The sequence below is a fragment of the Alteromonas sp. ABH4_453 genome (genome assembly GCF_056160665.1).
Genome location: NZ_JBSWXP010000007.1, coordinates 242655 through 267903, shown reverse-complemented (window position 1 = coordinate 267903; position 25249 = coordinate 242655). Strand labels below are relative to the sequence as shown.

Annotated in this window: 19 protein-coding genes, 1 tRNA gene and 1 pseudogene; 10 read left to right on the top strand and 11 right to left on the bottom strand. The window is 45.8% G+C overall.

The annotated features are described in order from the left end of the window. Positions 1–257 precede the first annotated feature (257 nt). The 3 genes from ACXAGV_RS15600 to mutY form a co-directional block, all read right to left on the bottom strand. A tRNA-Phe gene (locus tag ACXAGV_RS15600) sits at positions 258–333 on the bottom strand. 151 nt (positions 334–484) lie between these two features. After that, complete coding sequence (locus ACXAGV_RS15595) at positions 485–757, bottom strand: oxidative damage protection protein (protein ID WP_025256893.1); 273 nt, start codon at positions 755–757, stop codon at positions 485–487. Between the two features lie 59 nt (positions 758–816). Next, positions 817–1884 carry an A/G-specific adenine glycosylase gene (gene mutY / locus ACXAGV_RS15590; RefSeq protein WP_474874031.1) on the bottom strand — a complete coding sequence of 356 codons (1068 nt, stop codon included), beginning with the start codon at positions 1882–1884 and terminating at the stop codon, positions 817–819. A gap of 132 nt (positions 1885–2016) precedes the next feature. Here mutY and ACXAGV_RS15585 point away from each other — a divergent pair, with 132 nt between their 5' ends. The 6 genes from ACXAGV_RS15585 to arcA all read left to right on the top strand — a co-directional run bounded on the left by ACXAGV_RS15585 (position 2017) and on the right by arcA (position 8861). After that, a complete protein-coding gene (locus ACXAGV_RS15585; protein WP_474874030.1) occupies positions 2017–2721 on the top strand; it encodes an alpha/beta fold hydrolase in 705 nt (234 codons plus the stop codon). 91 nt (positions 2722–2812) lie between these two features. After that, entirely contained in the window at positions 2813–3532 is a 720-nt protein-coding gene (gene trmB / locus ACXAGV_RS15580; protein WP_474874029.1) for a tRNA (guanosine(46)-N7)-methyltransferase TrmB, read from the top strand. Further along, positions 3532–4614 (top strand): methyltransferase, encoded by a 1083-nt coding sequence (locus tag ACXAGV_RS15575; RefSeq protein WP_474874028.1) that lies wholly within the window; start codon positions 3532–3534, stop codon positions 4612–4614. The genes trmB and ACXAGV_RS15575 overlap by 1 nt, the downstream gene beginning before the upstream one ends. A gap of 148 nt (positions 4615–4762) precedes the next feature. Continuing rightward, the gene (gene glgA / locus ACXAGV_RS15570) at positions 4763–6187 is read left to right on the top strand and encodes a glycogen synthase GlgA (protein WP_474874027.1); all 1425 of its coding nucleotides are present in this window, start codon (positions 4763–4765) and stop codon (positions 6185–6187) included. 165 nt (positions 6188–6352) lie between these two features. Further along, complete coding sequence (locus tag ACXAGV_RS15565; protein WP_474874026.1) at positions 6353–7999, top strand: sensor histidine kinase; 1647 nt, start codon at positions 6353–6355, stop codon at positions 7997–7999. A 154-nt stretch (positions 8000–8153) separates the two neighbouring features. Then, on the top strand, positions 8154–8861 hold the full coding sequence (gene arcA / locus ACXAGV_RS15560; RefSeq protein WP_014947922.1) for a two-component system response regulator ArcA: 708 nt from the start codon (positions 8154–8156) through the stop codon (positions 8859–8861). Between the two features lie 158 nt (positions 8862–9019). Here arcA and ACXAGV_RS15555 read toward each other — a convergent pair whose 3' ends face one another. Beyond that, positions 9020–12139 (bottom strand): beta-galactosidase, encoded by a 3120-nt coding sequence (locus ACXAGV_RS15555; protein ID WP_474874025.1) that lies wholly within the window; start codon positions 12137–12139, stop codon positions 9020–9022. 104 nt (positions 12140–12243) lie between these two features. Here ACXAGV_RS15555 and ACXAGV_RS15550 point away from each other — a divergent pair, with 104 nt between their 5' ends. Further along, a complete protein-coding gene (locus ACXAGV_RS15550) occupies positions 12244–13098 on the top strand; it encodes an AraC family transcriptional regulator (RefSeq protein WP_474874024.1) in 855 nt (284 codons plus the stop codon). Here the strand turns inward: ACXAGV_RS15550 and pmbA are convergent. After that, a complete protein-coding gene (gene pmbA / locus ACXAGV_RS15545) occupies positions 13095–14426 on the bottom strand; it encodes a metalloprotease PmbA (protein WP_474874023.1) in 1332 nt (443 codons plus the stop codon). The genes ACXAGV_RS15550 and pmbA overlap by 4 nt on opposite strands. Positions 14427–14498: 72 nt before the next feature. Here pmbA and yjgA point away from each other — a divergent pair, with 72 nt between their 5' ends. From yjgA to ACXAGV_RS15530, 3 genes and pseudogenes are all read left to right on the top strand, one after another. Next, positions 14499–15056 carry a ribosome biogenesis factor YjgA gene (yjgA, locus tag ACXAGV_RS15540; RefSeq protein WP_334058562.1) on the top strand — a complete coding sequence of 186 codons (558 nt, stop codon included), beginning with the start codon at positions 14499–14501 and terminating at the stop codon, positions 15054–15056. 61 nt (positions 15057–15117) lie between these two features. Then, a complete protein-coding gene (locus ACXAGV_RS15535; protein ID WP_474874022.1) occupies positions 15118–15546 on the top strand; it encodes a hypothetical protein in 429 nt (142 codons plus the stop codon). Positions 15547–15569: 23 nt separating this feature from the next. Continuing rightward, a pseudogene (locus ACXAGV_RS15530) lies at positions 15570–15686 on the top strand (dual-action ribosomal maturation protein DarP); the annotation flags it as partial. Between the two features lie 215 nt (positions 15687–15901). On the opposite strand, the gene ACXAGV_RS15525 reads toward ACXAGV_RS15530, so the two are convergent. The 6 genes from ACXAGV_RS15525 to ACXAGV_RS15500 all read right to left on the bottom strand — a co-directional run bounded on the left by ACXAGV_RS15525 (position 15902) and on the right by ACXAGV_RS15500 (position 25245). Next, positions 15902–16828, bottom strand: coding sequence for an acyl-CoA thioester hydrolase/BAAT C-terminal domain-containing protein (locus tag ACXAGV_RS15525; RefSeq protein ID WP_474874021.1), 927 nt, complete (start codon positions 16826–16828; stop codon positions 15902–15904). 80 nt (positions 16829–16908) lie between these two features. Continuing rightward, the gene (gene tldD, locus ACXAGV_RS15520; RefSeq protein ID WP_474874020.1) at positions 16909–18351 is read right to left on the bottom strand and encodes a metalloprotease TldD; all 1443 of its coding nucleotides are present in this window, start codon (positions 18349–18351) and stop codon (positions 16909–16911) included. Then, the gene (locus tag ACXAGV_RS15515) at positions 18344–19162 is read right to left on the bottom strand and encodes a carbon-nitrogen hydrolase family protein (protein ID WP_474874019.1); all 819 of its coding nucleotides are present in this window, start codon (positions 19160–19162) and stop codon (positions 18344–18346) included. The genes tldD and ACXAGV_RS15515 overlap by 8 nt, the downstream gene beginning before the upstream one ends. Further along, entirely contained in the window at positions 19155–23150 is a 3996-nt protein-coding gene (locus ACXAGV_RS15510; protein WP_474874018.1) for a YhdP family protein, read from the bottom strand. The genes ACXAGV_RS15515 and ACXAGV_RS15510 overlap by 8 nt, the downstream gene beginning before the upstream one ends. Positions 23151–23176: 26 nt before the next feature. Then, a complete protein-coding gene (gene rng, locus ACXAGV_RS15505) occupies positions 23177–24643 on the bottom strand; it encodes a ribonuclease G (RefSeq protein WP_474802711.1) in 1467 nt (488 codons plus the stop codon). Next, a complete protein-coding gene (locus ACXAGV_RS15500; RefSeq protein WP_474874017.1) occupies positions 24640–25245 on the bottom strand; it encodes a Maf family protein in 606 nt (201 codons plus the stop codon). Before ACXAGV_RS15500 ends, rng begins: the two co-directional genes overlap by 4 nt. Between the last annotated feature and the right edge of the window lie 4 nt (positions 25246–25249).

Sequence of the window (25249 nt, the reverse complement as noted above, 5' to 3'; positions counted from 1 at the left end):
AATGTGTGGATAGCGTCGCTATTTTAATAAGCAATAATAAATTTCGATAAATAGGTTGGTTATATACAATGTCACCGTTATCCAAAGAAAATGAAGTAGACAGAATAATATATACTTCGAGCTCAAGCGTAGTGAGGATTCATTGTCGCGGGACCGCAACGCGTGGCGCAGCCGCAGGGGCACGTTAGCGTGTGCCTGGCTTTCCAACCGCCGGGATCAAAAAAGCCCCGCATTTTCATGCAGGGCTTTCTGAATAATGGTGCCTCGACCCGGGATCGAACCAGGGACACGCGGATTTTCAATCCGCTGCTCTACCAACTGAGCTATCGAGGCTGAAACTTGTTAGCGTTCTAGGCGTTTGCTGCCTGTCCTGCTGTGGGTGCGTATTAAACGGTTTTCGCCTTCACAAGTCAACCGTTTTTCTCGCTTTTTTTGCGCTTTTATTACTGTTTGCGCATTGTTTGCTCAAAAAACGCTTTTTTGCTTATTTTTCAGGCGGAACATAGCCTTCAATCGTAGGCTCAACGTCGTCAAACAAGTACGCCGACATTTTTTCTTCCAAAAATGAACGGGCATTCGGCTCCATCATATTCAACTTGTGTTCGTTAATTAGCATGGTTTGCTTTTTTTGCCATTCGGCCCATGCTTCTTTAGAAATGTTGTCGAAAATACGCTTTCCCAGTTCGCCCGGGTAAAGTTGGAAATCTAAGCCGTCAGCTTCTTTTTGAAGCTTGCGACAAAATACCGTTCTTGCCATGTTATTTCCTTTCGTTTGCTATCTGCTTAGCAATAAATATTACGTTGGGCTTAGAAGGCCTAACGCACTAACTGCTGAATAATCTTGGTTGTAGGTGCCGCTAAACCAACTTCAATAGGCTCGTTCAACGAAAACCAACGAAATGCCGTTTCGGCTACGCGCTTTGTTGGAGCAGAGTTTACCACGGCCACTACCGGGGTGATATCTAAATGAAAATGACTAAAGGTATGGCGGAAACCTTCAAGCGTTCGGGTCTCTTCAACACTGATACCTCGCTTGGCCAACTGCTCAATCCCCTCTTCTATTGAAGACACCTCAATAAAACCATATAGGCCACCCCACAGCCCTGTTGAGGGACGCTGCTCTAAATACACTTGGCTGTTAAACTGTGCCACCATCATATAGGTGGATTTCTCCGGTAGTGCCTTTTTCGGCTTCTTACCCGGGTAGTCGGCTTGCGCGCCTTGGGCGTAGGCAATACAGTCGGCTTGAAGCGGGCATTCATCACACTTTGGCTTGCTTCGCGTACAGATCATCGCGCCCAAGTCCATCATCACCTGCGTATAGTTGGCACAACGTCCGCCTTCTGAATTAGTGGGCGTGTTTTTCTCGGCCACTTCCCAAAGCTGATTCTCTACCTTTTTCTGTCCCGGCCAACCGCCGATTGCATAGTATCGGGCCAGCACACGCTTCACATTGCCATCTAATATAGGAAAGCGCATATTGCGAGATAGCGAAAGTATCGCCCCAGCAGTAGAGCGCCCTACGCCGGGCAAATCCATAACTTCTTCTAGACTATAGGGAAACTCGCCGTTATATTTTTCTACCAGCGTATTCGCAGCTTTGTGAAGATTTCTTGCTCTTGCGTAGTAGCCAAGCCCAGTCCAATGATGAAGCACGTCGTCTTGAGAAGCCTTAGCCAGGTCGTGCACTGTGGGAAAAGACGCCATAAAGCGTTTAAAGTAGGGAATTACCGTGGTGACTTGAGTTTGCTGCAGCATTATTTCCGACACCCACACCTTATAAGGCGTTACCTCTTGCTGCCAAGGCAAATGCTTTCGTCCATGCTTACCAAACCATGCAAGCACTCGCTCTGCAAAGCTTCCTGTATATTTTTGTTCTGTCATAATTATCTATATAGGTATTGCTACTGCTTATTCTTTTACTAGTAAAGCTTAATGCTTTCTGTCTAGCGACCATTCATTAACTAGCGCGCTATGGTAGCATGTAACTAGCTAGGTTAATGTTAAGGAGCACACGTGTCTGTGCAGCACCCCGTTTTGTTTTTTCCCGGTACACTCTGCGACGAGCGCGTATTCCTGCCACTATGGCGCATGTTGAATATTTCACAACGCAGGTATGTGCCGCTTCAATGGGCAGCATCACAAGAAGAAATGCTGGCATTAAGTGAAGACCGTATCCTCGATGACGAAAAAGTGCACCTTGTAGGTTACTCCATGGGCGGGTTTATTGCGGCACTAATCGCACAGCGCAATCCTGCCAATGTAGCCTCTGTCACACTTATAGGCTACAACCCAGAAGGTTTGTCAAAAGAAGAAATTGCCAAGCGTAAGCAGCTGACTACCATGCTTAAACAAGGAAACTTTAAACCCGACAACGATGCCTACCTCTCACGGTTTATTCACCCTTCACGTTTGGACGATGAAAACGTGGCTGGCGTTGTTAAATCGATGGCACAAGATTTAGGTAAAACAACATTACTTAATCACACGCTAGCCACCACGCCACGGGAAAGTACCGTTAAAGCACTCGCAAAGATCAATGCACCATTGACGTTTATCACCGCACAGCAAGACGCCATTGCACCTGCAGAAGCAATACTACAACTTCGAAGCACACTGCCTAACGCTACGTTTCACACTATTGATGATGCAGGACATATGCTAGTACTTGAGCAAACTGAAGCGGTAGCATCTATTATTACTAAACAAATTGGCGTATAAAATTACAGCATTTTTACCACGATAGCGTTGCATAAGCCGTGGGTAAGTGGATAATGCGCCACCAGAAAATTGGGTTAGAAAGGCATTGCAAATGAGGCAATTCAAAAGTCAGGCGGAAGCAGAAGCCGCTGGAGTATACGTAAGCAAGGTAAAAAGCTTTGTGAAGCGCGAAGGTAGACTTACTAAAGCACAAGAAAAAGCGCTGGAAGATTACTGGCCAACCAAGGGCATTGACTACGCTGAAGCACCCTTATCGCTGTCAGAAATTTTTGGCCGAAGTGCGCCTGTTGTTGTAGAAATTGGCTTTGGTATGGGCAAGTCATTGGTTGAAATGGCCGCGAATGCACCTGAAAAGGACTTTATCGGTATTGAAGTTCACCGTCCAGGCGTTGGTGCATGCTTAGCTGAAGCAAGCGAACAAGATGTAGAGAACCTACGTGTAATGGACCATGATGCAGTAGAAGTACTTAAAAATATGATCCCAGACGGTTCACTGTCTCGCCTACAGCTATTTTTCCCAGACCCTTGGCACAAGAAGCGTCACCACAAACGCCGTATTGTTCAACCTGAATTTGTTGAACTGGTTCGCACCAAATTAGCTATTGGCGGTTGTTTTCATATGGCGACGGACTGGGAGCAATATGCTGAGCACATGTTAGACGTTATGACCCGTGCAGACGGTTACACCAACACAGCCACTGACGGTGACTATGTACCTCGTCCGGACTACCGCCCAATTACTAAATTTGAAACCCGTGGCCAAAAACTAGGTCATGGCGTTTGGGATTTAATTTTCGAGCGTACTAAGTAATGATTTTATCTCCTCAAAGCCAACTGTTAGAACGAAATATCGCGCTTTTCGACGAAGGTCAGTGGGCATTTATTAACCCTTCTGATGCGTATTTTCTGGACAGCCTTAAATCGCAAGAAGTTTTGGTAATTCACCAGTATTTCGATATTTTTTCAGAGTGCGTAAGAGTCGTGCCTTCGGTATCGTTCGACAGTCGAGATATTACGCGCACAGGTTTTGAGGTGACGCAAAAAGTCGGAAACCATACTCATATATTTACACCTTTTGTGGCACAAGAGAAATCTCACACTGACGTGATGATTTTCTTACCTAAAGCAAAAAACCATTTTCAAATGTTATTGCGAATGGCCGCAAGTGTGGTTGGCCAAAATGGTCGTATTCATGTGGTTGGCGAAAACAAAGGCGGTATTAAAAGTGCCGCTAAGTTAATGCAGCAATATGGCCCAACGCAAAAGGTTGATTCTGCCCGCCATTGCAGCCTTATCACCGTTATAGTTGAAGAGCCGCACCTTGCCTTCGAACCCGAAGCTTGGCTCGATATGAACACGTATCATGTTGAAGGCACAGCTTGGCAAGTGGCCTCTATACCTGGTGTATTCAGCTACAAAGAGCTAGACGCTGGCACCGAGCTTTTACTGGAAAAACTTTCAACATCACTGAGCGGTGAAATTTTGGATTTCGCTTGCGGCGCGGGTGTGGTTGCTAGTTACATCATGCTGAAATATCCACATTTGAAGCTACATCTTACCGATGTGAGTGCACTTGCCGTTTACTGTAGCGCAATTACCCTTGCAGAAAATGGATTATCAGCAACACTTTACGCTGCCGATGGTTTGCACGGTTTTACTCAAAAGGTACAGCATATTGTTACCAACCCACCGTTTCATACAGGCATTAAAACCGACTACACCATCACTAAGCGCTTTATTTCTGATGCTAAAGCAAGCTTAAGTCGTGGCGGTACTATGCAGATGGTGGCGAACCGATTCTTACCCTACCCCGGGTTGCTCGCTGAACATTTCCAAACGGTGTATACCACAGCACAAACGTCGCAATTTTCTGTTTATCAGGCGGCTTTGTAATTAAAAAAGCCAATAGCTTGTGCTAACTTAGTTTTTCTACCTGTTGTTCATGCCATTGTGAAAGCGTCACAATGGCACACGGCGCTTTTTCCTTACATTGTTTCTAAGCATAACGAGTACACTATATGTGCGCTCTGGGAGATCACCTGTGAATATTGTATTTGCTATTTCAGAAGTTGAAGAGTTGGTAAAAACCGGCGGTCTTGCAGACGTTGGAAAAGCCCTGCCTCTCGCGCTAGATGGTTTGGGGGAAAACGTTACAATTGTTATGCCTTATTACCAAGTACTGGCAGAGCAATTAGAGCTGCCCACGATAACTGAGCAACAAACCCTGTTTACTGAAGGTCAGGTGTATCATTTCGATATTCGCTACATGCAATGGCACGGTGTTCCTATTTATTTTGTAGACTCGCCTGAGTACTTTATGCGCGAAGGGCTATATGCCAATGCTTTTGAAGCCTATGAAGACAATGGTGAGCGCTTTAGCTTTTTCAGTGGTGCCGTCCTTCAGACGCTAAAAGCCATTGATAAGAAGCCAGATGTTGTTCACTGTCACGACTGGCACGCTGCTATGCTGCCGTTTTTGCTTACCCACGACAAATCAGGGTATTTTGAAGGTACTAAAACCATATTCACTATTCATAATGCTGCTTTTCAAGGCGTTCATAAGCTTGAGAGCATTCCCTTTCTTCGCCATCACCCAAACATTCTGGCGCAAGTGCACGGCGGTTACATCAATATGCTTCAGAGTGGGATTGAGTTTGCCACGAAAGTGACAACCGTAAGCCCTAACTATGCAAGCGAGTTACTCACAGACTTGGGCAGTCACGGCCTGCACGAGCGGCTTGTAAATCGCCAAGCCGACTTAAGCGGTATTCTAAATGGATGCGACTACACTCAGTGGAACCCGGAGTCAGATACATTTCTCCCTGAGAACTACAGTGTAGAGAATCTTCATCCGAAGACTACATGTAAACGAGCGTTACAAGAGAAGTCAGGATTACCTGAGAATGGCAACGTACCGCTTATTGGAATGGTGTGCCGGCTGACAGAACAAAAAGGCTTCGGCTACATATTGCCAATCTTAGACGATTTAATTAAGCACAATGTTCAAATAGTAATTGTGGGCACGGGCGACCCTAAAGTGTGTATGGACCTTGGCGAATTCGCTCAACAACACTCTGACCAATTCGCGTTTATAAACGGTTTTAGTTCCGAACATGCCCATCTGGTAGAAGCCGGCGCTGATTTCTTCCTAATGCCTTCTCAGTTTGAACCGTGCGGGTTGAACCAAATGTACAGTTTAGCTTATGGGACAATCCCTATCGTACGTTCGGTCGGCGGGCTCAAAGACACGGTTATCGATTACAGCAACGATAGTGAAGGTACGGGTTTTGTGTTTGATGATCCTACGCCACACGCACTGCTATCTTGTATTCGTCGAGCTCTGCTGGCGTTCTACGAAGATGCCGGAAAGTTCAGAGCGATGCAGCAACGTGGAATGCGAACGCGATTCACATGGGAAGCAGCAGCAAAAAGTTATCAGCAGTTGTATTTAGCAGCCGTTAATTAGGCTTTATTTTTTGCGCTGTTTTACAGCGACATATCCTCCTAGACGTGAATATTTGTGATTAGTGTGTTCTACATAAATTATTGTTTGTAAGCACCTTTCCTTTTGTCAATTTTTGCGCCACTATTAAAAACTGAACGATGTAGATGGACGGTACACAAGGCGGGTATGACGGATAAGGCAGTTAAGCTTTCTATAAAGAGCCTCTTTCTCTGGGGGGTGATGTCTATTGCTACCTTCTCACTTGCTGTTTTAACAACGCTTACAGTTTATACACAGATAAAAACTTATCGCCACGAGATTGAGTCGAACGCACTGATACTCGCCAAACTCGTTGCCAGAAGTTCTGCCACTTACCTCTACGATGAAACACCTGAACGCATTGAATTTGCATTAAATAACCTCACTGCCGCTGAGCATGTGCTTAATGCTCATGTTTACAAAGCAAAAAGCGGAACGGAAGAGCCTGAGATTTTTGCTTCATACAATAAAGAAGGGCAGCTTTTGTTAGGTGGCAAAGAAAGTCAGTTAGCTTCCATGGTTATGAACCCGGTACTAGCAGATAATGGTCGCTACCTTGAACTCAGTGCAAAAGTGTTCGATACAGAAACTAACATTCAGTTGGGCTGGGTGTATCTAAGGGTTTCATCGGAAAACTTTAATCAATTGGTTGGAAAGTCAATTTGGCTTAATTTAGCCGTAGCCTTGGCGTTATTGCTTATCAGTTTTTATTCCGCACTAAGAATGCAGCGTTTTGTAACTGGTCCCGTTGAAGGTATCGCTAACTTTTTGCAACGCACATCGCGACAACGTGATTATTCAGCCCGTGCCAGCGGGTCCACCATTAGAGAGCTCGATATCTTAGCTGACGCCGTGAATGTGATGCTGTTTCGCATGCAAGAGTATATGCAAAAGCAACGACAGGCGGAGGAGCAACATAGAAAGCTCAATGCCAGCCTAGAAGATATGGTAAGTCACCGAACCACCGCCCTTAAGGATGCAAACCAGGAACTTATTCAAACGTTAGAAAAGCTACATCAGTTCCAGCGTCAAATTGTACAGAATGAAAAAATGGCCTCGCTTGGTGATATGGTCGCGGGCGTTGCGCACGAGGTAAATACGCCGATAGGTTTAGGCGTTACTGCGTCGACAATGATGTTAGACAGGTTAGCGGTTATTCAAAAAGACTTTGAAAATAAAACGCTGAAAGCCAGTGCAATGAAACGCTTTTTGGATGAAAGTAACGAAAACCTCAACATTATTTACCGCAATTTGAACAGAGCTGCCGAACTTATTAGCAGTTTTAAGCAGGTTGCTGTAGATCAAACCTCAGAATCTAGTCGAAGTTTTTGCGTTGTACAGCTAGTTAATGAGATACTATTGTCATTGCAGCCTCGACTTAAAAAATTAAAACACAACATCAACGTAGATTGCGACCCTACCCTTAGCGTTGAAACGAAGGCTGGCCCAATAAATCAAATCTTGATTAATTTAATCATGAATTCGGTTATTCATGGGTTTGAAACCATGGATGAAGGCACAATTGATATTCGTGCCGAAATGGTGAGTAGCAATAAGCTCAAGCTTGTTTATACCGATAACGGAAAAGGCATTTCCCCAGAAATTCGCAAACGGATATTTGACCCCTTTGTCACCACGAAGCGTGGGCAAGGTGGTTCTGGATTGGGAATGCACTTGGTATACAACTTAGTAACGCAAGCCCTTAATGGTTCAATATCGATCACCAGTGAGGAAGGCAACGGCGTAGAATTTATAATTATCTTCCCCGTTGTTAATGCTAAAACGTCAGAATAGTTGTATAAAGTATGAACTTTTATTGATTTTTATTGGCTAACCCCAATACCTTAACAGTAAGAATATTCACAAGTTGCTTGCAATCAAGTACATGAATATTAAAATTTAACCAGTTAGTTGCTTAAATCGTATTTTAGAAAGAGTGTAAAACACCATGCAGACGCCAAATGTGTTAATTGTTGAAGATGAGGTGGTAACCCGTACCACGCTTAAGAGTTTATTTGAAGCGGAAGGGTATAATGTGTTTGAGGCCGAAAACGGTGATCAAATGCATGATTTCTTCGAGAATCACGCTATCAATTTGGTTATCATGGACATTAACCTACCGGGTAAAAACGGCCTTATCTTGGCACGTGAAGTACGTGACCGTAAAAACGTTGGACTTATCTTCCTAACGGGTCGTGATAACGACGTTGACCGTATTCTAGGTCTTGAAATTGGCGCAGACGATTATCTGACTAAGCCATTCAACCCGCGTGAATTAACCATTCGCGCGCGCAACTTACTGTCTCGTACTACAAACTCTTCAGAAGACGACGATTTACCAAGCCGTGTAAGCTTCAACGGTTGGACGCTTGACGGTGATAGCCGTTCATTGATTTCGCCAAGCGGGAAAGAGTTCCGCCTACCACGCAGTGAGTTCCGCGCTCTTCACCTTTTCCTAAGCAATCCAGGTAAGATCCTTACCCGTGAGCAGCTAATTATGGAAATGACGGGGCGTGAACTTCGTCCGAATGACCGTACGGTTGACGTAACGATTCGTCGTATTCGTAAGCACTTCGAATCAGATCCTTCAGATGAAGAATTGATTGTAACCATTCACGGTGAAGGTTACCGTTTCTGCGGTCAGGTTGACGGCTAAGACGTTACCTAAACGAGTTTTGAATTAGTAAAAAGCCGCTACCATGTAGCGGCTTTTTTTATATATAAACACTTTATCCCAATGACGGCATAACTAAGCTATGCCGCGAATTGTCACTTGAGATATCGAGCGCTTAATGACCTTGCTCACACTGAGGATTAACTGTCAGCAGCACTAAAGCAAACTGAGTAGCGGTATTGCTTCTCTTCCAACAAGAATGCTTTATGTGTACTTGGGCTCCATGAATCATCGCCACCTACGCCCATGTGAGCATGATCAATGTACACAAACACACAATCTTGAGGTGTCAAATCACTAGTGTGTTTTGCCTCGTCTAACTGTGCTTGCCCATATTCGCTCACGTTAAAGAAAAACTGTCCTTTTGCTTTTAGGCCGCTAACTTCAAGTTGTTTACAGCCACAGCGCAAACCGTTATCCGTGGGGAATATGTAGCGCGTTTGCAGTTCTTCTATAGATAAGGTGTAGTGACCATAACGCGCTGCCGCTTTTCTGTCAGGATAGTTCTCAAACGGTCCTAAGCCTTGCCAGGTAATCGACGTTGGCTTATCGGCTACAGGTACCGCCGTTTGCATACCAACACGTGGCATAGGCGGTAAACCGTCATCCAAAAGCACTTCAACGTCTACCGATAGCTTGGCCTGTGCATTTATGGTGTAAACCCACTTGGTTGCCGCTACCAGCTTTTCTGAATGGTGATAATCAAATAACGATATTATACGCACGTCTTGTGCGCCCTGCTCAACGTTTACGCCCGTGCAAGTGCGTGTCCACTTGCCAATTCCAGCACGACGCCAGCGAGACTCCCACGCATTGAGGTCTGGATTATCAACTTCGCTTACCCCAATGTCGTTATCTAGCGGCGCTCTGAAGAAGTTATCTTCTAGCGGCGCACTAAGTGTTTCCTCCGTGCCTTGAAGCCAAGAGGTTAATAGCCCGCTTTCACTATTAAAGCTAAATACGTTATTTTGCGCATTTACCAGCAATATCCCATCCTGAGCTTCAACCGATAGCTCACTAGTGCCGTTAGTTATGTCGTTATCATTAAGAGAAAAAGACACAATTCCACGCTTGTTGACTAGCGCTAACTGCGCGGTGTCCATAACATGACCTGCACTAGCCCATGGGCAATCATTCGCGGTTACAACATCAATATTTAAATGATACTCGGCGCCTGCTTTAAACGTGATTTCAGGAGATAGCGTTAGGGTCTGTGCTTGCTGCGGACCTATATTGATTTCGCACTCGCCCTTTGCATTTGCAATTGGTTTTCCGTCTTCTAGTACTTGCCAACACAACAACTCATTATCTGTATGTCTAAATAGGTAATCGCTGTTTACTGTTAGTTCAAACGCACTGTCTTTTTCAGCCAGCGAAAAGCTTAAGTGCTGCTGGCAGTACTTCGCTTCAAATAAGTGAGGGTGTGGCGCTCTGTCTGGGAATAGTAATCCATTAATACAGAACTGACGGTCGTTATCGGTATCACCGAAGTCGCCACCGTAAGCCCAATAACCTTCGCCGCTATTTGTGTGTTTTACTAACCCTTGGTCAACCCAGTCCCAGATAAAGCCGCCTTGAAGACGCGGGTATTCTTTAAATGCTTTCCAGTATTCATCAAAGCTGCCCAAGCTGTTGCCCATTGCGTGGGCGTACTCGCACAGAATAACGGGACGGTTTTCGCCCGGCATCGACAACCACTTTTTAATTGCCCATTTAGGTACAGCATCGTCCTTAACATCGGTATCTACCCTGGCGTACATAGGCGCGATAATGTCGGTAGCCGTAGTATCAGAGCCGCCACCTTCGTATTGCACAGGTCGTGATGAGTCAAATGACTTTGCCCAGCCATACATGGCATCATGGGTGGGTCCATGACCACATTCGTTACCTAGCGACCAGATAATAATACAAGGGTGGTTTTTGTCCCGCTCAACCATTTGCGTGAAGCGCGCCATGTAAGCACCGGCCCATAGCGGGTCGCGAGAAAGCCTTCCCATTGGGAACATACCATGCGTTTCGATATTCGCTTCATCTACCACATAGAGCCCGTATTCATCGCAAAGCTCATACCAGCGCGGATGATTTGGGTAGTGGGCGGTACGCACAGCGTTAAAGTTGTTTTGCTTTAACAACTTAATGTCTTCTAGCATGTCATCTTCATTAATGGCATGCCCTTTCGTCTGATGGTGTTCGTGACGGTTAACCCCACGAATTAGCACGGCTTTACCATTAACCAACAGCTGGCCGTTTCTCATTTCAACGTTCCTAAAGCCAACGTTGTAGGCTTCACGCTCCACCGTCTCGCCGCTTTCATCAATAAGTGAGACTACGATGCGATACAGATTAGGTGTTTCAGCAGTCCAGTGTTTAGGTTCATTCACATGAAGCGTTTGAAAAACTACATCATCCCAACCGCCCTTTTCATCAATACGTTTATTGTTAGTGCCGGTAATGACTTGCTCGGTAACAGCGTTATCGCCATCAAAAAGCTGGATGCCTACTTTAAACGAAGACGGCGCATTGATGGCAGTACGAACTAAAACCGTTGCGTCGCGATAGCAGGCATCGAGGCTTGGCGTAACGAACACGTCTTGAATGTGCTGCTGAGGTTTAGTGACTAAATTCACATCGCGAAAGATACCGCTAAGCCACCACATATCCTGATCTTCTAAGTAGCTGCCGTCTGACCATCTGATCACCATCGCAGCTAGGCGGTTTTCGCCTTCAACCAAGTAGCCAGACAAATCGAATTCAGCCGGTAGACGACTGTCTTGGGAATAACCCACGTACTCGCCGTTGCACCACAAGTGAAACGCGCTATTCACCCCTTCAAAAACGATATGATTGCGCTGTTTTAACTCATCTTTGGTAATGTTGAACGTTGTGCGGTAGCAACCCGTTGGATTCTCGCTAGGCACTACAGGAGGGTTCACCGCGAAGGGATATTTCACGTTACAGTAAATCGGTTTGTCGTAACCTTGAAGCTGCCAGTTAGAAGGTACGGTAATGTGCTGCCAATTAGCATACTCGTCATCACTTAATGTTTTAGAAAGGAGGCTTTCAGGTACATTTTCTGGTGCATCAAATAATCGGAAATCCCACTCGCCGTTTAAACTACGCTTTTGTGCATTGGTATTGTGCAATGCGTCTTCTAGCGTTTTATATCCGTGATGTGGACTGTGAGCATTGGTGCGATTTCTCTGAAACACAACTGGGTTTTGCCAATCGTTTTGGGCCACTATCTGCGCAACATTAAGCATGTCATATCCTTTACTTTTTCGTTAAACGAAATATAGCTAACTTTCATTAAATCCTTTATGCTCTAAACTTACATTTATTTATCCAAAACTATCATTTTACATTTATGCAACTTAGTTTCAGAGACATTGTAGACATAGGCCCTAAGTGCTTTGAACGCTTTATTGATAGTAGTAACGCGCCTGAAATCAGCGAGCTGGAGATTGAACTAGCAGGATGCTCTAACTTATCAGGTAACTATACTGTAGGTCGCGTTTCGCCTCCTAATCACACCTTGTTTTACAGCATTCATGGACAAGGGAAGTTCCGCGTCCCATCAGGCGAAATGCAGTTAGATGAAGGACAGCTAATTATTTTACCCGCAGGACAAAGTTTCGAAGTCACAATAGTTAGTGAGCAATGGGATATTATTTGGGTAAACCTAGCAGATTCAGAGCGCTGGAAATCATTCAGTAAAAGTGGTGCTGTGGTTTTGGATAACACCAAGCTAGGGGGCCTACATCACGCTATGGAGCTGCTTTATTTAGAGCGCGATGTGGACAATCGAGAGACGGCAATGCAGCTCGTGACTAGATATCTGTATCGTATTATTGATGCACCTCTGAATAAAGAGTCTTGTCAAGATGAGAAAGAGCGACGCCAAGTAAACAGACTTCACAGCCTCTTTTCTGCGGTTGAAAAACAGCTTCAGTTTGATTGGGATATGGAAAGCCTAAGTGAGCAAGTCCATTACTCTGCCCCTCACCTTCATAGGTTGTGCTTACAAGTGTTTGGGCGAAGCCCAAAACAGCACGTTATTCATTTGCGGATGGCTCGGGCCAAAAGCTTATTGTTAAGCACGCAGTGGCCCGTTTCCTACATTGCAAGCTATGTGGGCTACACAAATGTATTTACTTTCTCAAAACGCTTTAAGAAATCGACAGGTCTTTCCCCTTCAGCGTTTCGAGAAAACGCGAGCTAGCTGCCCGCTATCTTCATTTGGTCGATAAGCACAGAGCCAGTCTGTACACTGCCGCGCACATCTTTTTCAGCACCAATAGCCACAATGCCTTTGAACATATCTTTTAGGTTACCGGCAATGGTTACTTCATGGACTGGGTATTGAATAATGCCATTCTCAACCCAGTAGCCCGCAGCACCGCGCGAGTAATCACCGCTTACACCATTAACGCCCTGCCCCATAAGTTCGGTCACAAATAGTCCTGAGCCCATTTCTTTTAGAAGCTCAGCGTCGCTATGACCTGTATCGCCTACTAGCCAATTGTGAATACCACCAGCATGACCGTTAGACCGAGTATTTAGCTTACGCGAAGAGTACGTCGTATAAAGGTATGTGGCTAATTTACCGCCATCAACTATTGTCATATCTGCACAGGCTACACCTTCGTTGTCGAAGCTAGAGCTTGCTAAGCCGCCTTTAATAAACGGGCGTTCTTCAACGTTAAGCCATTCTGGGAAAACTTGTTTGCCAAGGCTATCAAGTAAGAAGCTTGAACGACGATAAAGGCTGCCACCGCTGATAGCACCGACATAATGACCGAACAGGCTAGATGCGATGTCGCGGTGTAAAAGTACAGGTACGTTCGCCGTATTAATCTTACGGGCGCCTAAGCGGTCTACAGTTGCTTTTGCAGCGTCAATGCCTACAGCACTTGCTGATTGCAACAAATCGGCCTTCCGGCTTACCGTGTAGGCATAATCGCGCTGCATATCGTCATCTTGTGCGCCAATAACCATACAGCTTAAAGAATAGCGGCTACTAGGGTAGCCTGCGTTTATACCATGGGTATTGCCATAAACACGCATACCTAAATTTGCGTTATACGACGCGCCATCTGAATTGGTAATGCGCGAGTCGTAATCCATTGCTGCTTTTTCAGCTTCAATGGTGGTTTTAATGGCTTTTTCAGTATCTAGCTCTTCGGGGTGATACAGGTCTAAATCTGGGAATTCAGTAGCAATAAGGTCAGCATCGGCCAAACCTGTACAAGGATCTTCACTCGTATAGCGTGCAATATCGACGGCTTTTTCTACCGCTAAAGTTAACGCTGCTTTGCTCAAATCAGCAGTAGAAGCACTGCCTTTTCGCTTGCCTACGTATACGCTTATACCTAAGCCACCGTCGTTGGTAAATTCAACGTTTTCAACTTCTTGCATACGTGAAGATACGGCGATACCCTGCACTTTCGACATGCTGGCTTCAGCTTGCGTAGCGCCTTTTGAAACGGCTAATTTTAGTACATCATCTACGACATTTTGAATGTCGGCTAACTGCTGCTCAATTTGCATAGTAAGTTTCGCTGTCTTAATTCGACTGTGATAGTTACAATTTAGCTAAAGTGTAACACTAATGAGTTTGAAATGAGTGATCAGAAATACAATTCTCCTGAAGATCCTTACTTCGAAGATGCGCAAGCAGATGAGTTCGAAGAGGAAGAGTTTGTCAGTAAAACTGAGCTGAAGCGTCAAGCAAAAGAGCTTCACAAGCTAGGCGAAACCTTAGTTAACCTAACCGATGCAAACATTGCCACTATTCCTATGGATGAAGAGCTGGCCGATGCGGTTGCTATTGCCCGTAAAGTTAACAAGAAAAAAGATGGTTATCGACGCCAGCTTCAGTTTATTGGTAAAGCACTGCGTAATCGCGATACTGCCGACATAGAAGAAGCACTTGCGAAACTTACGCACCAGCACCAAGCTGCAAACGCGGCTTTCCATGCGCTAGAGAAAGCCAGAGAAGCGGTAATTGAACAGGGCGACCCAGCTATTCAGAAGTTGATTGAAGCGCACCCTGAGCTCGATCGCCAGAAGCTGCGTCAATTCCACCGCCAAATTAAGAAAGAGCGTGAAAAGAATGCACCACCCAAAGCGTTCAGAGAGCTGTTTCAGTATTTAAAAGACGTTATTCACGAAGATTAATGGTCTATAATTACACTAATATCTACATCAGAGTATCCTTCACCAGCCAAGGGGAGATAGTGTGAAAATATTTTCTAACCCTAACGCAACACTGAAAAGCAAGTACGGTCAGTATCAAATTGCTGTACTTGGTAACATTGTTGGCGTGTCGGCTGAAGGTATTGCCGATGACTCAGCCATAGAGCGCTATGCGCGGGATATGATGGATGTGATTAACAGCTTTGGTGGGGATCACTGGGCATTTTTAGGTTTTTTGCATGGTTCAGCCCTTCTTACTAAAGCCGGCGAAAAAGAACTTCAACGTTCGGTTGAGTGGCGTGCGCAACACGGAATGGCGCTTGGTGCGCTAGTTATTGGTGACACTACGGTACAACCCATTGTAAGAGCGCAATTTCAGAGAATTTACGACAATGCAGGCCTTGAATTAGGTATTTTTACCAACGAGGAAGATGCTATTGAGTGGTTAAATGAAAAAGGGTTTGAAAGTTAGCCGCGACTTATAACTGTGCGCATACAAAACTAGAAAAAGCCCGTGAAGCCGTGATCGAACAGGGCGACCCCACTATTCAAAAGCTGATTGAAGCGCACCCTGAACTTGACCGCCAAAAGCTGCGCCAATTTCACCGCTAAATTAAGAAAGAGCGTGAAAAGAATGCGCTGTCTAAAGCATTCAGAGAGCTGTCTCAGTATTTGAAAGACGCCATGCTAGATGATTAAAAAGGCGCGTTCTCTGCAATGAATACACATGGCTTCCAAGAGGTGGAGGCCAGCTGTTGTGGCTTATCTTGCGAAGTACAAGCAGAAAGTCTAGACAAAACCTAATTCAAAGCAACGTTAAGATGCTTCTACGCTTTTTTCTCGTTGGTTTCACTTTGGCAAGTAGTCTTAAAATGTCTATTTAAGAAGGCTATTGCACGATCGTGGTAGTCGCTTTGAGGCGTAAAATGATTACCGCCCGGTGCCACAATATGTTCGTACGGGTAAGCAAATTTGTTTTCCTCAAGCCGCTTTATGACTCTGTCCGACATTTCTGCAGACGGCCAAACATGATCGTTTTCACCAGATACTAGCAACACTGCCCCCTTTATATTCTCAACGCGAATCGCTGCATTTGCTGCTTCCTGCGTGCCTTGTTCAAGAGCAATGTTATGTGCCTCGCGAAAATTTCCGGTAAGCATTTTAGGAATAGCGCCATTTGGTATCTGAACAAAGGGGATGTCACGACCATTGTGCTGAAACGAAGCGGTAGACGCTCCTGTCCTAAAAGAGGGGCTTGCAAAAGAAACATGGCTCCCAGCGAACGCAACAGCACCGTCGATGTCGGGATATAATGATGCAAGCAGCAAAGCCAACTCAGCCCCCTTAGAGCCTCCCATAACGGCAACACACTGAGAGTCAATAAACGGCAATTGCTGGGCCTCTATTACTTTCTCGTAAATTGCATCTAGCGATATACGATCAAGTTCTTCAGGTAAACCTGGCATCTTGAAATACCCTACCGCGAGAACAGCGTAGCCCGCGTCTAAATACAGGTTTCGTTCAGATACATTAGATGGCTTTGTCATGCTGTTGCCACCTTCGCTGCCGCCAAAATAAACAAGCAGGGGGCGCGTTTGTGACTTGTCCGTGAAAAGGGCAGTGTCTACATTGCCATAGTTTTCGATGGGCTGCGTGCTGTCAAAAGAAAGCTGAACAAAAAGAGCGTATCCTGCAGCTGAGGCCACTAAAACCAGTACTACGATAGCCATCCATTTCAATACACTAACAATCATTGATAATTCCTTTTATCTAGAAAAAGCACGAAGCAAAGTACTGACTTGCATTGGCGCAAGCCAGTGGCAGTGTACAATTATCAGGCGGTTCCGCCCACTGTTAGCTCGTCAATTTTAAGCGTAGGCTGTCCTACACCTACTGGTACGCTTTGACCGTCTTTACCGCATACACCTACGCCTTTATCTAGGGCAGTGTCGTTACCAATCATTGAGATTTTTTGCATAACCTCTGGGCCGTTACCAATTAAGGTAGCCCCTTTCACCGGTGCAGTAATTTTACCGTTTTCAATTAAGTAGGCTTCCGCGCTAGAAAATACGAATTTTCCTGACGTAATGTCTACCTGCCCGCCAGCGAAGTTCGGTGCGTAAATACCTTTGTCGATAGAGGCGATAATTTCCTGCGGATCGTGTTGACCTTCCAGCATGTAAGTGTTGGTCATACGAGGCATAGGCAAGTGTGCGTAAGACTCACGACGGCCATTTCCGGTAGGCGCAACGCCCATAAGCTTAGCGTTGTGTTTATCCTGCATATAGCCTTTCAAGATACCATCTTCAATAAGGACGTTATGTGCGGTTGGCGTGCCTTCGTCATCCACTGACAACGAACCGCGACGGTCGCTTAATGTTCCATCATCGACAACCGTTACACCTTGGGCTGCCACGCGCTCGCCAATGCGACCGCTGAAGGTTGATGCCCCCTTACGGTTAAAGTCGCCTTCAAGACCGTGCCCTACCGCTTCGTGAAGTAGCACTCCTGGCCAACCGTTGCCTAATACTACAGGCATAGCGCCTGCCGGTGACGCCACAGCCTGCATGTTAACGCGTGCCATGTGAAGGGCATCTTCTGCCAACGTTTCGTAATACGGTTTACCGTTTTCGTCTTGCTTAAAGAACGAGTAGGCATAGCGACCACCTGCCCCCGCTGAACCACGTTCACGTCTATCGCCTTGTTCTAGCAATACCGAGCAGTTCAAGCGTACTAGCGGGCGAATATCAGTAGCTAAAGTACCGTCACTGCCAGCAACTAAAATTTCTTCATATACGCCGCTTAAACTTACTACCACCTGATTGGCAGACGGCTCTTGCTTACGGATATAAGCATCTACCGCTTTAAGCAGTGAGATTTTCTCGGCATCTTGCATCGCAAGAATAGGATTATTTTCGGCATAGCGTGCTTCAACGCTCTTGTGCCCCAAACCAGCAACTTGCTGGGTTCCGCCACTTGGCGCAATACCGCGGGCTGCTTTGCACGCTTTAGTTAACGCTTCTTCACTTATTTCATCAGAATAAGCAAATCCCGTTTTTTCACCGCTAATTGCACGTACGCCTACGCCGCGCTCAATGTTATAGCTGCCTTCTTTGATAATACCGTCTTCCAACACCCAACTTTCGTGCTGGCTTGACTGAAAATATAAATCGGCATAGTCGGTATCGTGACGATGAATAGTCGCTAAAGCACGCTCTAGCTTAGTGATATCTAGCCCTGAGTCAGATAATAAATGACGCTCAACAGATTTAGACAAAGTGACTCCTGAATCGGTTATGTTCGGCAACCGGCATATTCTGTTTAATGGTTTCTCTTTCTGCAATATCTACTTTTGCCGAAACTAACCCTACGTCGGTTTTGCGTTCGGCAAGGGTTTCCCCCCAAGGCGACAGTACAAGACTGTGACCGTATGTTTCACGGCCATTTGCATGCACACCACTTTGATTTGCAGCAACCACAAAGCACTGCTTTTCAATGGCTCTGGCTTGCAACAACGCATGCCAATGCGCTTCTCCGGTGCGTTGGGTAAAGGCCGCTGGCAACACCAAAATATCGATATCGCCCATTGCAGTAAATAACCCTGGAAAGCGTACATCATAGCACACCGCAAGACCAATGTTGCCTATTGGCGTTTCAACTGTAAGCACCTTGCTGCCCGCTTCGGTTGTCGCCGATTCACGATAACTGCCCGTGTTGTCGTTAACCGATACATCGAACATGTGAATTTTGCGGTAGTCTGCTAGCACATCGCCATTGGGGCCAAACAGCATGCAGGCTGCGGAAAACTTCTCGGGGCTATTGGTTTTCACTGGAAACGTACCCGAGACCAGATAGCACTGGTATTGTGCAGCAAGCGCTGACAAACGGCGCTGAATCTCACCTTCGCCCTTTGTTTCTGCCACAGCAAGTTGGCCTTTGTCTTTACCGCCGAAATAAGCAAAACACTCTGGAAGCACAACTAAACTGTCTTTCTCAATCTTTGCCAATGCCATTTCGTTTGCAACGGTGTCGAGATTTTCTTCCACGCTTGGCGCAGATGTCATTTGTAATGCAACTAAATTAACCATCGATCACCTCCATTTTAAGCCTGCGTACGTCATCGTCCGTTAATGGCCTGTCTTGCGGGTTGGTCGGTACAGGCGCATTTTGCGCAGGTAAGCTGATGTCTTTGCTGTTGCGCTCAACTTCGTCGAACTTAGGATCTTTTATGGTGCCTGTAACGCGATAGTTCACATTCGAAATAACTTTCGCAGAGGTTAGCACCTGGTCTATGGCAAGAGCAGCGAGTGCAGTGGGCGGCGTAGCCAAGAAATACACTAAAAACGGTAAGTTCCCGGTTACGTTCGGTGCGAACGATACGTTGTAATTTAATCCACCGGTATTGAGGTCGGTGAAACCCGTGATCTCTATTTCACCAGCGCCGCCGTCAATTTCAGTATCGTCGGTATACGCTTTGCCATCAACAATACTTAACGTACCGCCCATATCGTCGTAGAAAAAACCCTTAGCAAAAACGTCTCGAAAGTCGAGGCTGAGCTTCCGCACTAACGAGTTCAAGCTAAACAGGGTAAAGATTCGTGACCCCTTATCACTCAACTCAGTTAGATACCCATCTGACAGCGACCACTCAACATTACCGTTTAGCTGTTCAAACCCGAAATTCATCGGCGCATTTGGCCAGTTGATATCAAACGCGACGTTTGCGCTAGAATCTTTTATACCTGATTCAACACCGTACTCTTTTAGCATCTGCCCAACGTCGGGAGACGTTAGTGTTCCGTTTAACGCGCTTTGTATCTCGCCTCCCATGTGCTTCCAATAACCCGTTGCGGTAACGTTAGTTTCATCAGATTTCACCAAAAGTTGTCGAATGGCTAAGCCGTTGTCTTCCTTGGCTATGTCTAAGGTAATTTCACCTAAATCAACGCCGTGCACGCCACAGGACTGACAATAAAAATAAATGGGCGGTAGCGTATTAGGGTCAATATTGTAGGGCGACTCGCCTTCCTCATTTGGCATAGCACTATTAGTAGCTAACTCAACGCCGCTCTGTGAACCGGTTTTTGTCGTCCCCCCGGCTTCAACAGGCTTCTCTAGTGATAAGTAGTCGGCATTTACCTCAATGCCCTGCTCGTCTAAATCACTATTAATACGAATAGTGGCTCTTGCCTGAGGCGACGCTAAGTCAAGGATCCAATCTTTATTGCGTTCTGTTGCACTGAGCTGCGCATCTTTAATACTGTGGCCAGCAAAATTTAACTTGTCGGCTTTGGCGAATATCCGCGAGGGAGTACCAAACAAATTCACTTTTTTGCTTTCGTTTGATTGGATACTCGATTGGGCATTTGTTTTTACAATGGCAGTATTGGTGTCTTTCCCTTTGCCAGAAAGTAACATATTAATAGTGGTAAACCATTCTTGCACATCAGCTTGAGCTAGATTAGCACTGATACTAAAACCTGTACCAATGTTGGCTATATCGCTTTCGCCAAGTGCCAAGTGCGCACGTGAAAACTGCATTTCTTTGTGCGGAAGCACACCGTCAAAACGAATATTATCACCTAGTAATGCCTCAACATTTGATGCTTTGCTATCGCCTTTACTGGTAATAAGCAGCGGTAAACTGCTGCCCGCTGGCGTATCGAAGGGAGCAGGCAATACACTTTGTGTGGCCGTTAAGTCTGCGGTTAAAGTAGCGGAATAGTTAAAGCCACTATTTGATAGCATCAGGTCGACTTTAGTGTTCCAATCACTTTCGCCGTCGATGTATTCGGTGAGATCCGTGTTCACATAGTTAGCGAGCGGGTGTACATGCCACCGTCCACCTAACTCTACATTTAGGTCGTACGCGTCACCCTGTCTACCGGATAGCGACAAGTTCACCGGCTGTTTAAGAAACTGTGCCTGAAGCCCACTTGCGTCTATATCGCCATTAACAAATGACACCTTTCCCGACGCTTTATCAAACAGCATGTTAGTTGTAGAAATATAAACAGGGTTGTTGGATAGATGTGCGGTACCCGATGCCACTACATCTTTGCCTTTAAACGGAATATCAAGCTTTATGTCGGCAGATAGAGGCCCACTGACCTGCACATCATTCTTAAGAATTTTGCCTAAAGATTTTTGTAATGACGAGTTCATCATTAAATCAGTCAGGGCATCTCCGGTACCTTCACCAGTAGCATAAATAGCTAGTCGAGCACCCGGCTTGAAGCTTGGGATGGCAGCCGACATATCGCTGATTTTCATACCAGCAAGCGTCGCGCTAGGGCTCTCCATCACTAATGCATTATTCACAAAATACAGAGATAGATCTAAGTTACTCAGTGCCGGCCAGTCTGGCGCAAAAAGAAAATCCCCCCGCTCAATATCGACATACGCCTGAAAAATGCCTGTGTTATCTTCAAACGGGAAGTCACTGGTGCGACCGTGCCACAGCACGCGCGCATTTGCGATTTCACCTTCTCCTGTAAACGCACGAGTAAGGTATTTATCGGTATTAGCCCCCATTAAAGAAGGGGGAAATAAACTGCTCACCTCATTTAGCGCCAATGGGCTTACATCCACATAAAGCGACATAAACCCTGTCGACGTATTCAGTTTAAACTGCGGGTGAAGAGTAACGGCATCACTATCAAGCAGCATATCGCTGCCTTTTACTACCCACTGCTTGTCTTCGCTATCTATCTGCTCTGGGTAAATATAAAACTGAGATTTAAACAGGTTTATATTGATGTCTTTCTTAATTACGCCGTTGGCACTTAGTAAGCTATCCGCACTCTCTAAGTAGATAGCGCCATTATTTTTATACCAGAAAACGTCTGCGTCTAGCGACGAAAGACCTGGTAACTTATCTGTTTTGTCCCACTGCAAATCTAGCACTTTAGCCGCTAAAGAAGGCTGGCCGTTGTGCCATTGAATCTGCAATGTGGCCAACTCGCCTTTTGGATTAAGCCCGCGTATTTCTTCTTCACTGGTATCATCCATGAAAAGCGGTAACAGCAGCAGAAAGGGGTTAATTTGCACCGGCTTTACGGTGTTTATCAGCGCATCACCATTTGCACTTATACTGCCAATTAGGTCTGTTGTAAGGGTCTCGTTGCTCGAATTAAGCACCAATTGATCCACTCGGACATTCCAGCCTCCCTGTCTGTTCTCATCGTTAGGCAACGCCTGAAGACTACCTCCGCTGATACCTGTTACCGTTTTCGCGCGGCCACTGCCCCACTCTAAAAGGCTTTCACTAAGCTCGGCTTGTACGCTAGTGACTTCACTTTGAGAAAAGTTAGTCCATACTTCAAAGTTTGCGCGGCTTTGCGCTAGTGGACGCTTGGTTTTGATGAGATCGCTCACCCAAGAAGAAATATCAAGCTCTTCGGCTTTGGCGTAGAACACGCCGTCAAAGTCTTCCCGCGTGCCCGTGATATCAATGATAAACGACGCCGAGTTAGCCGCTAAATCTGCAACCTTAAGCTGACCTAAACCTTGGTGTCGCTCTTCATGGTTGTTCCACGATAAACTTTCAATATCAAATGAATTGGTTTCATTAAGATGAGTGACAGATACTACTCCGTCTTCTAACGAGAAGCTTTGAAGCTGTTCTAAAAACAGACGCTCTAGCGCATTTACTACAGGAAAGTTATTCTTGGCGCCTCCAGAAAGGCGATCGGCGTCAATATCAAGTTTAAGACCACGCAGCTCGAAACGCGTGGATGAGATAAGCTGGTGGCGTAGCGATTCCCAAAAATCTAACTCGACGTAGATTTGCCTGATATCCAACGCTACAGGGGAAGCATCGTTTTTGGCCAACGATACCGAATTGAGCACAATACTCGGACCATTGCGCTGCCAAACCGCATGCACACTTTGAATGGATAGGTTTACGCCATACTGCTCATTAATATAATTTTCCAACAGGTGTTTGTTGTGCTCAATATGCGGCAGAGCATAGCGTGCAGCGCTTAAAACAAGCGCGAAAAGTACAAGCAATACGGCGAGTAGCAGCCAAAACTTCTTAAGCAGATAAGCGGCTACCGACGAAAAATTTGTCACATTTTGCCTTTGTATACGTTAATGCATTACATCATGACGACGTCGTACTTATCCTGATTGTACAGTGTTTCTGTTTGAACCTTGATTTGTTTAGACACAAATACTTCCAGTTCTGCCAGCATATGAGACTCTTCACCCATTAAAGCTTCCGCCACTTTGGGTGAAGCGTAAACCACAAACTTGTCTGCGTCGTAGGCGCGATTCACCCGTACAATTTCACGCATAATTTCAAAGCAAATGGTTTCAATGGTTTTGACTGTGCCTCGGCCTTTACACACCGGGCATTCGCCGCACAGTATATGCTCTATGCTCTCACGGGTACGCTTTCGGGTCATTTCAATAAGCCCCAGCGCGGTAAAACCGTGAATATTTATTTTGGCTCTGTCCTTGTTCGTCGCCACCTCTAATGAGTGTAAGACACGTCGTTTGTGGTCTGGTTCAATCATATCGATGAAGTCGATAAGGATCATACCACCTAAGTTGCGTAGTCTTAGCTGACGGGCAATGGCCTGCGTCGCCTCAATATTGGTGTTAAAAATTGTTTCTTCTAAGTTCCGATGGCCAACAAAAGCGCCCGTATTAATATCAATTGTGGTCATGGCTTCAGTCTGATCGATGATCAAGTAGCCACCAGATTTTAAATCGACACGACGCTCTAAGGCTCGCTGCGCCTCGTTTTCCACATCGTATAAATCAAAAATAGGTCTATCACCCGGGTAGTATTCGAGCTTGCCGTTCATTTCAGGCACGTACTCTTTGGTGAACTGGTGAAGTTCATTGAATGATAGTTTCGAGTCGATACGAATTCTATCGAGCTCTGTGCCTACAAAGTCGCGCAGCACTCGTCGCGCTAGCGGTAAGTCTTCATAGAGCACGTTAGACTTGCGCTTTTTCATACGCGACTGAATTTTATCCCACAGCCTTCGCAAAAATGCAGCGTCGGACTGCAGTTCGTTTTTGCCCACGCCTTCAGCCGCCGTGCGCAGAATAAAGCCACCGTTTTCATCGCAAAACTCTTGCACCAGCGACTTTAAGCGATCTCTTTCTGCCTCTTCTTCAATGCGTTGAGATACACCCACGTGGGTTACCGATGGCATAAATACTAGATAACGACTGGGAATAGTAATGTCTGTGGTAAGGCGCGCACCTTTGGTACCGATAGGATCTTTCACTACCTGAACCACAATATCCTGACCGTCTCGCACCAACTCGCGAATATCTTGCTTTTGAATATGGCTGGCCGAGACTTCTTCAGCAATTTCATTGTGAATAACAATGTCAGATGCGTGTAAGAAGGCGGCCTTTTCCAAACCGATATCCACAAATGCTGCCTGCATTCCCGGTAATACACGACTAACCTTACCGCGATAGATATTGCCCACCAAACCCCGTTTGGTGTGACGCTCTACGTGAATTTCTTGCAGTATTCCGTTTTCAATAAGCGCCACCCGTGACTCTGACGGGGTAACGTTAATAAGCAGTTCAGCACTCACGATACTACTCCAAATTCATTCAGTCCAAATGCATTAAGTAATTGGCGGGTTTCGTACAGTGGCAGGCCTATTACGGCACTTGCACTGCCGTTAATGGAAACGACAAACTCACCACCAATACCTTGAATAGCGTAACTCCCTGCTTTGTCGGCAGGTTCTCCTGTTTCCCAGTATGCGTCAATTTGCTCATCCGTCAATGCTGCAAAAGTCACGGATGTGGTAATTACTTGAGTCTGTTGCTGAGCGTTATCAAGTACGCAAATAGCCGTAAGTACGTCATGAGTTTTACCAGAAAGCATAGTGAGAATGCGCTTAGAATCCGCTTTATCTTCTGGCTTGCCAACACTTTGTCCGTTAAACGATATCAGGGTGTCGCTGGCCAGAATAACCTTGTTGTCGGTCATTGCCTGCTGTTCCTCAAGGCGCGCTTTAACCGCTTGAGCTTTTTCACTGGCAAGCCTTGTGACAAGCTCCATTGGTGGCTCATTGTCACGTGGCGACTCGTCAATATCGGCAGGTTGTATTGTATGGGCGATGTTCATTTGCTTGAGCAAAGCAGTACGTCGTGGTGAGGATGACGCTAACACTACCGATTTTGTCATTGGC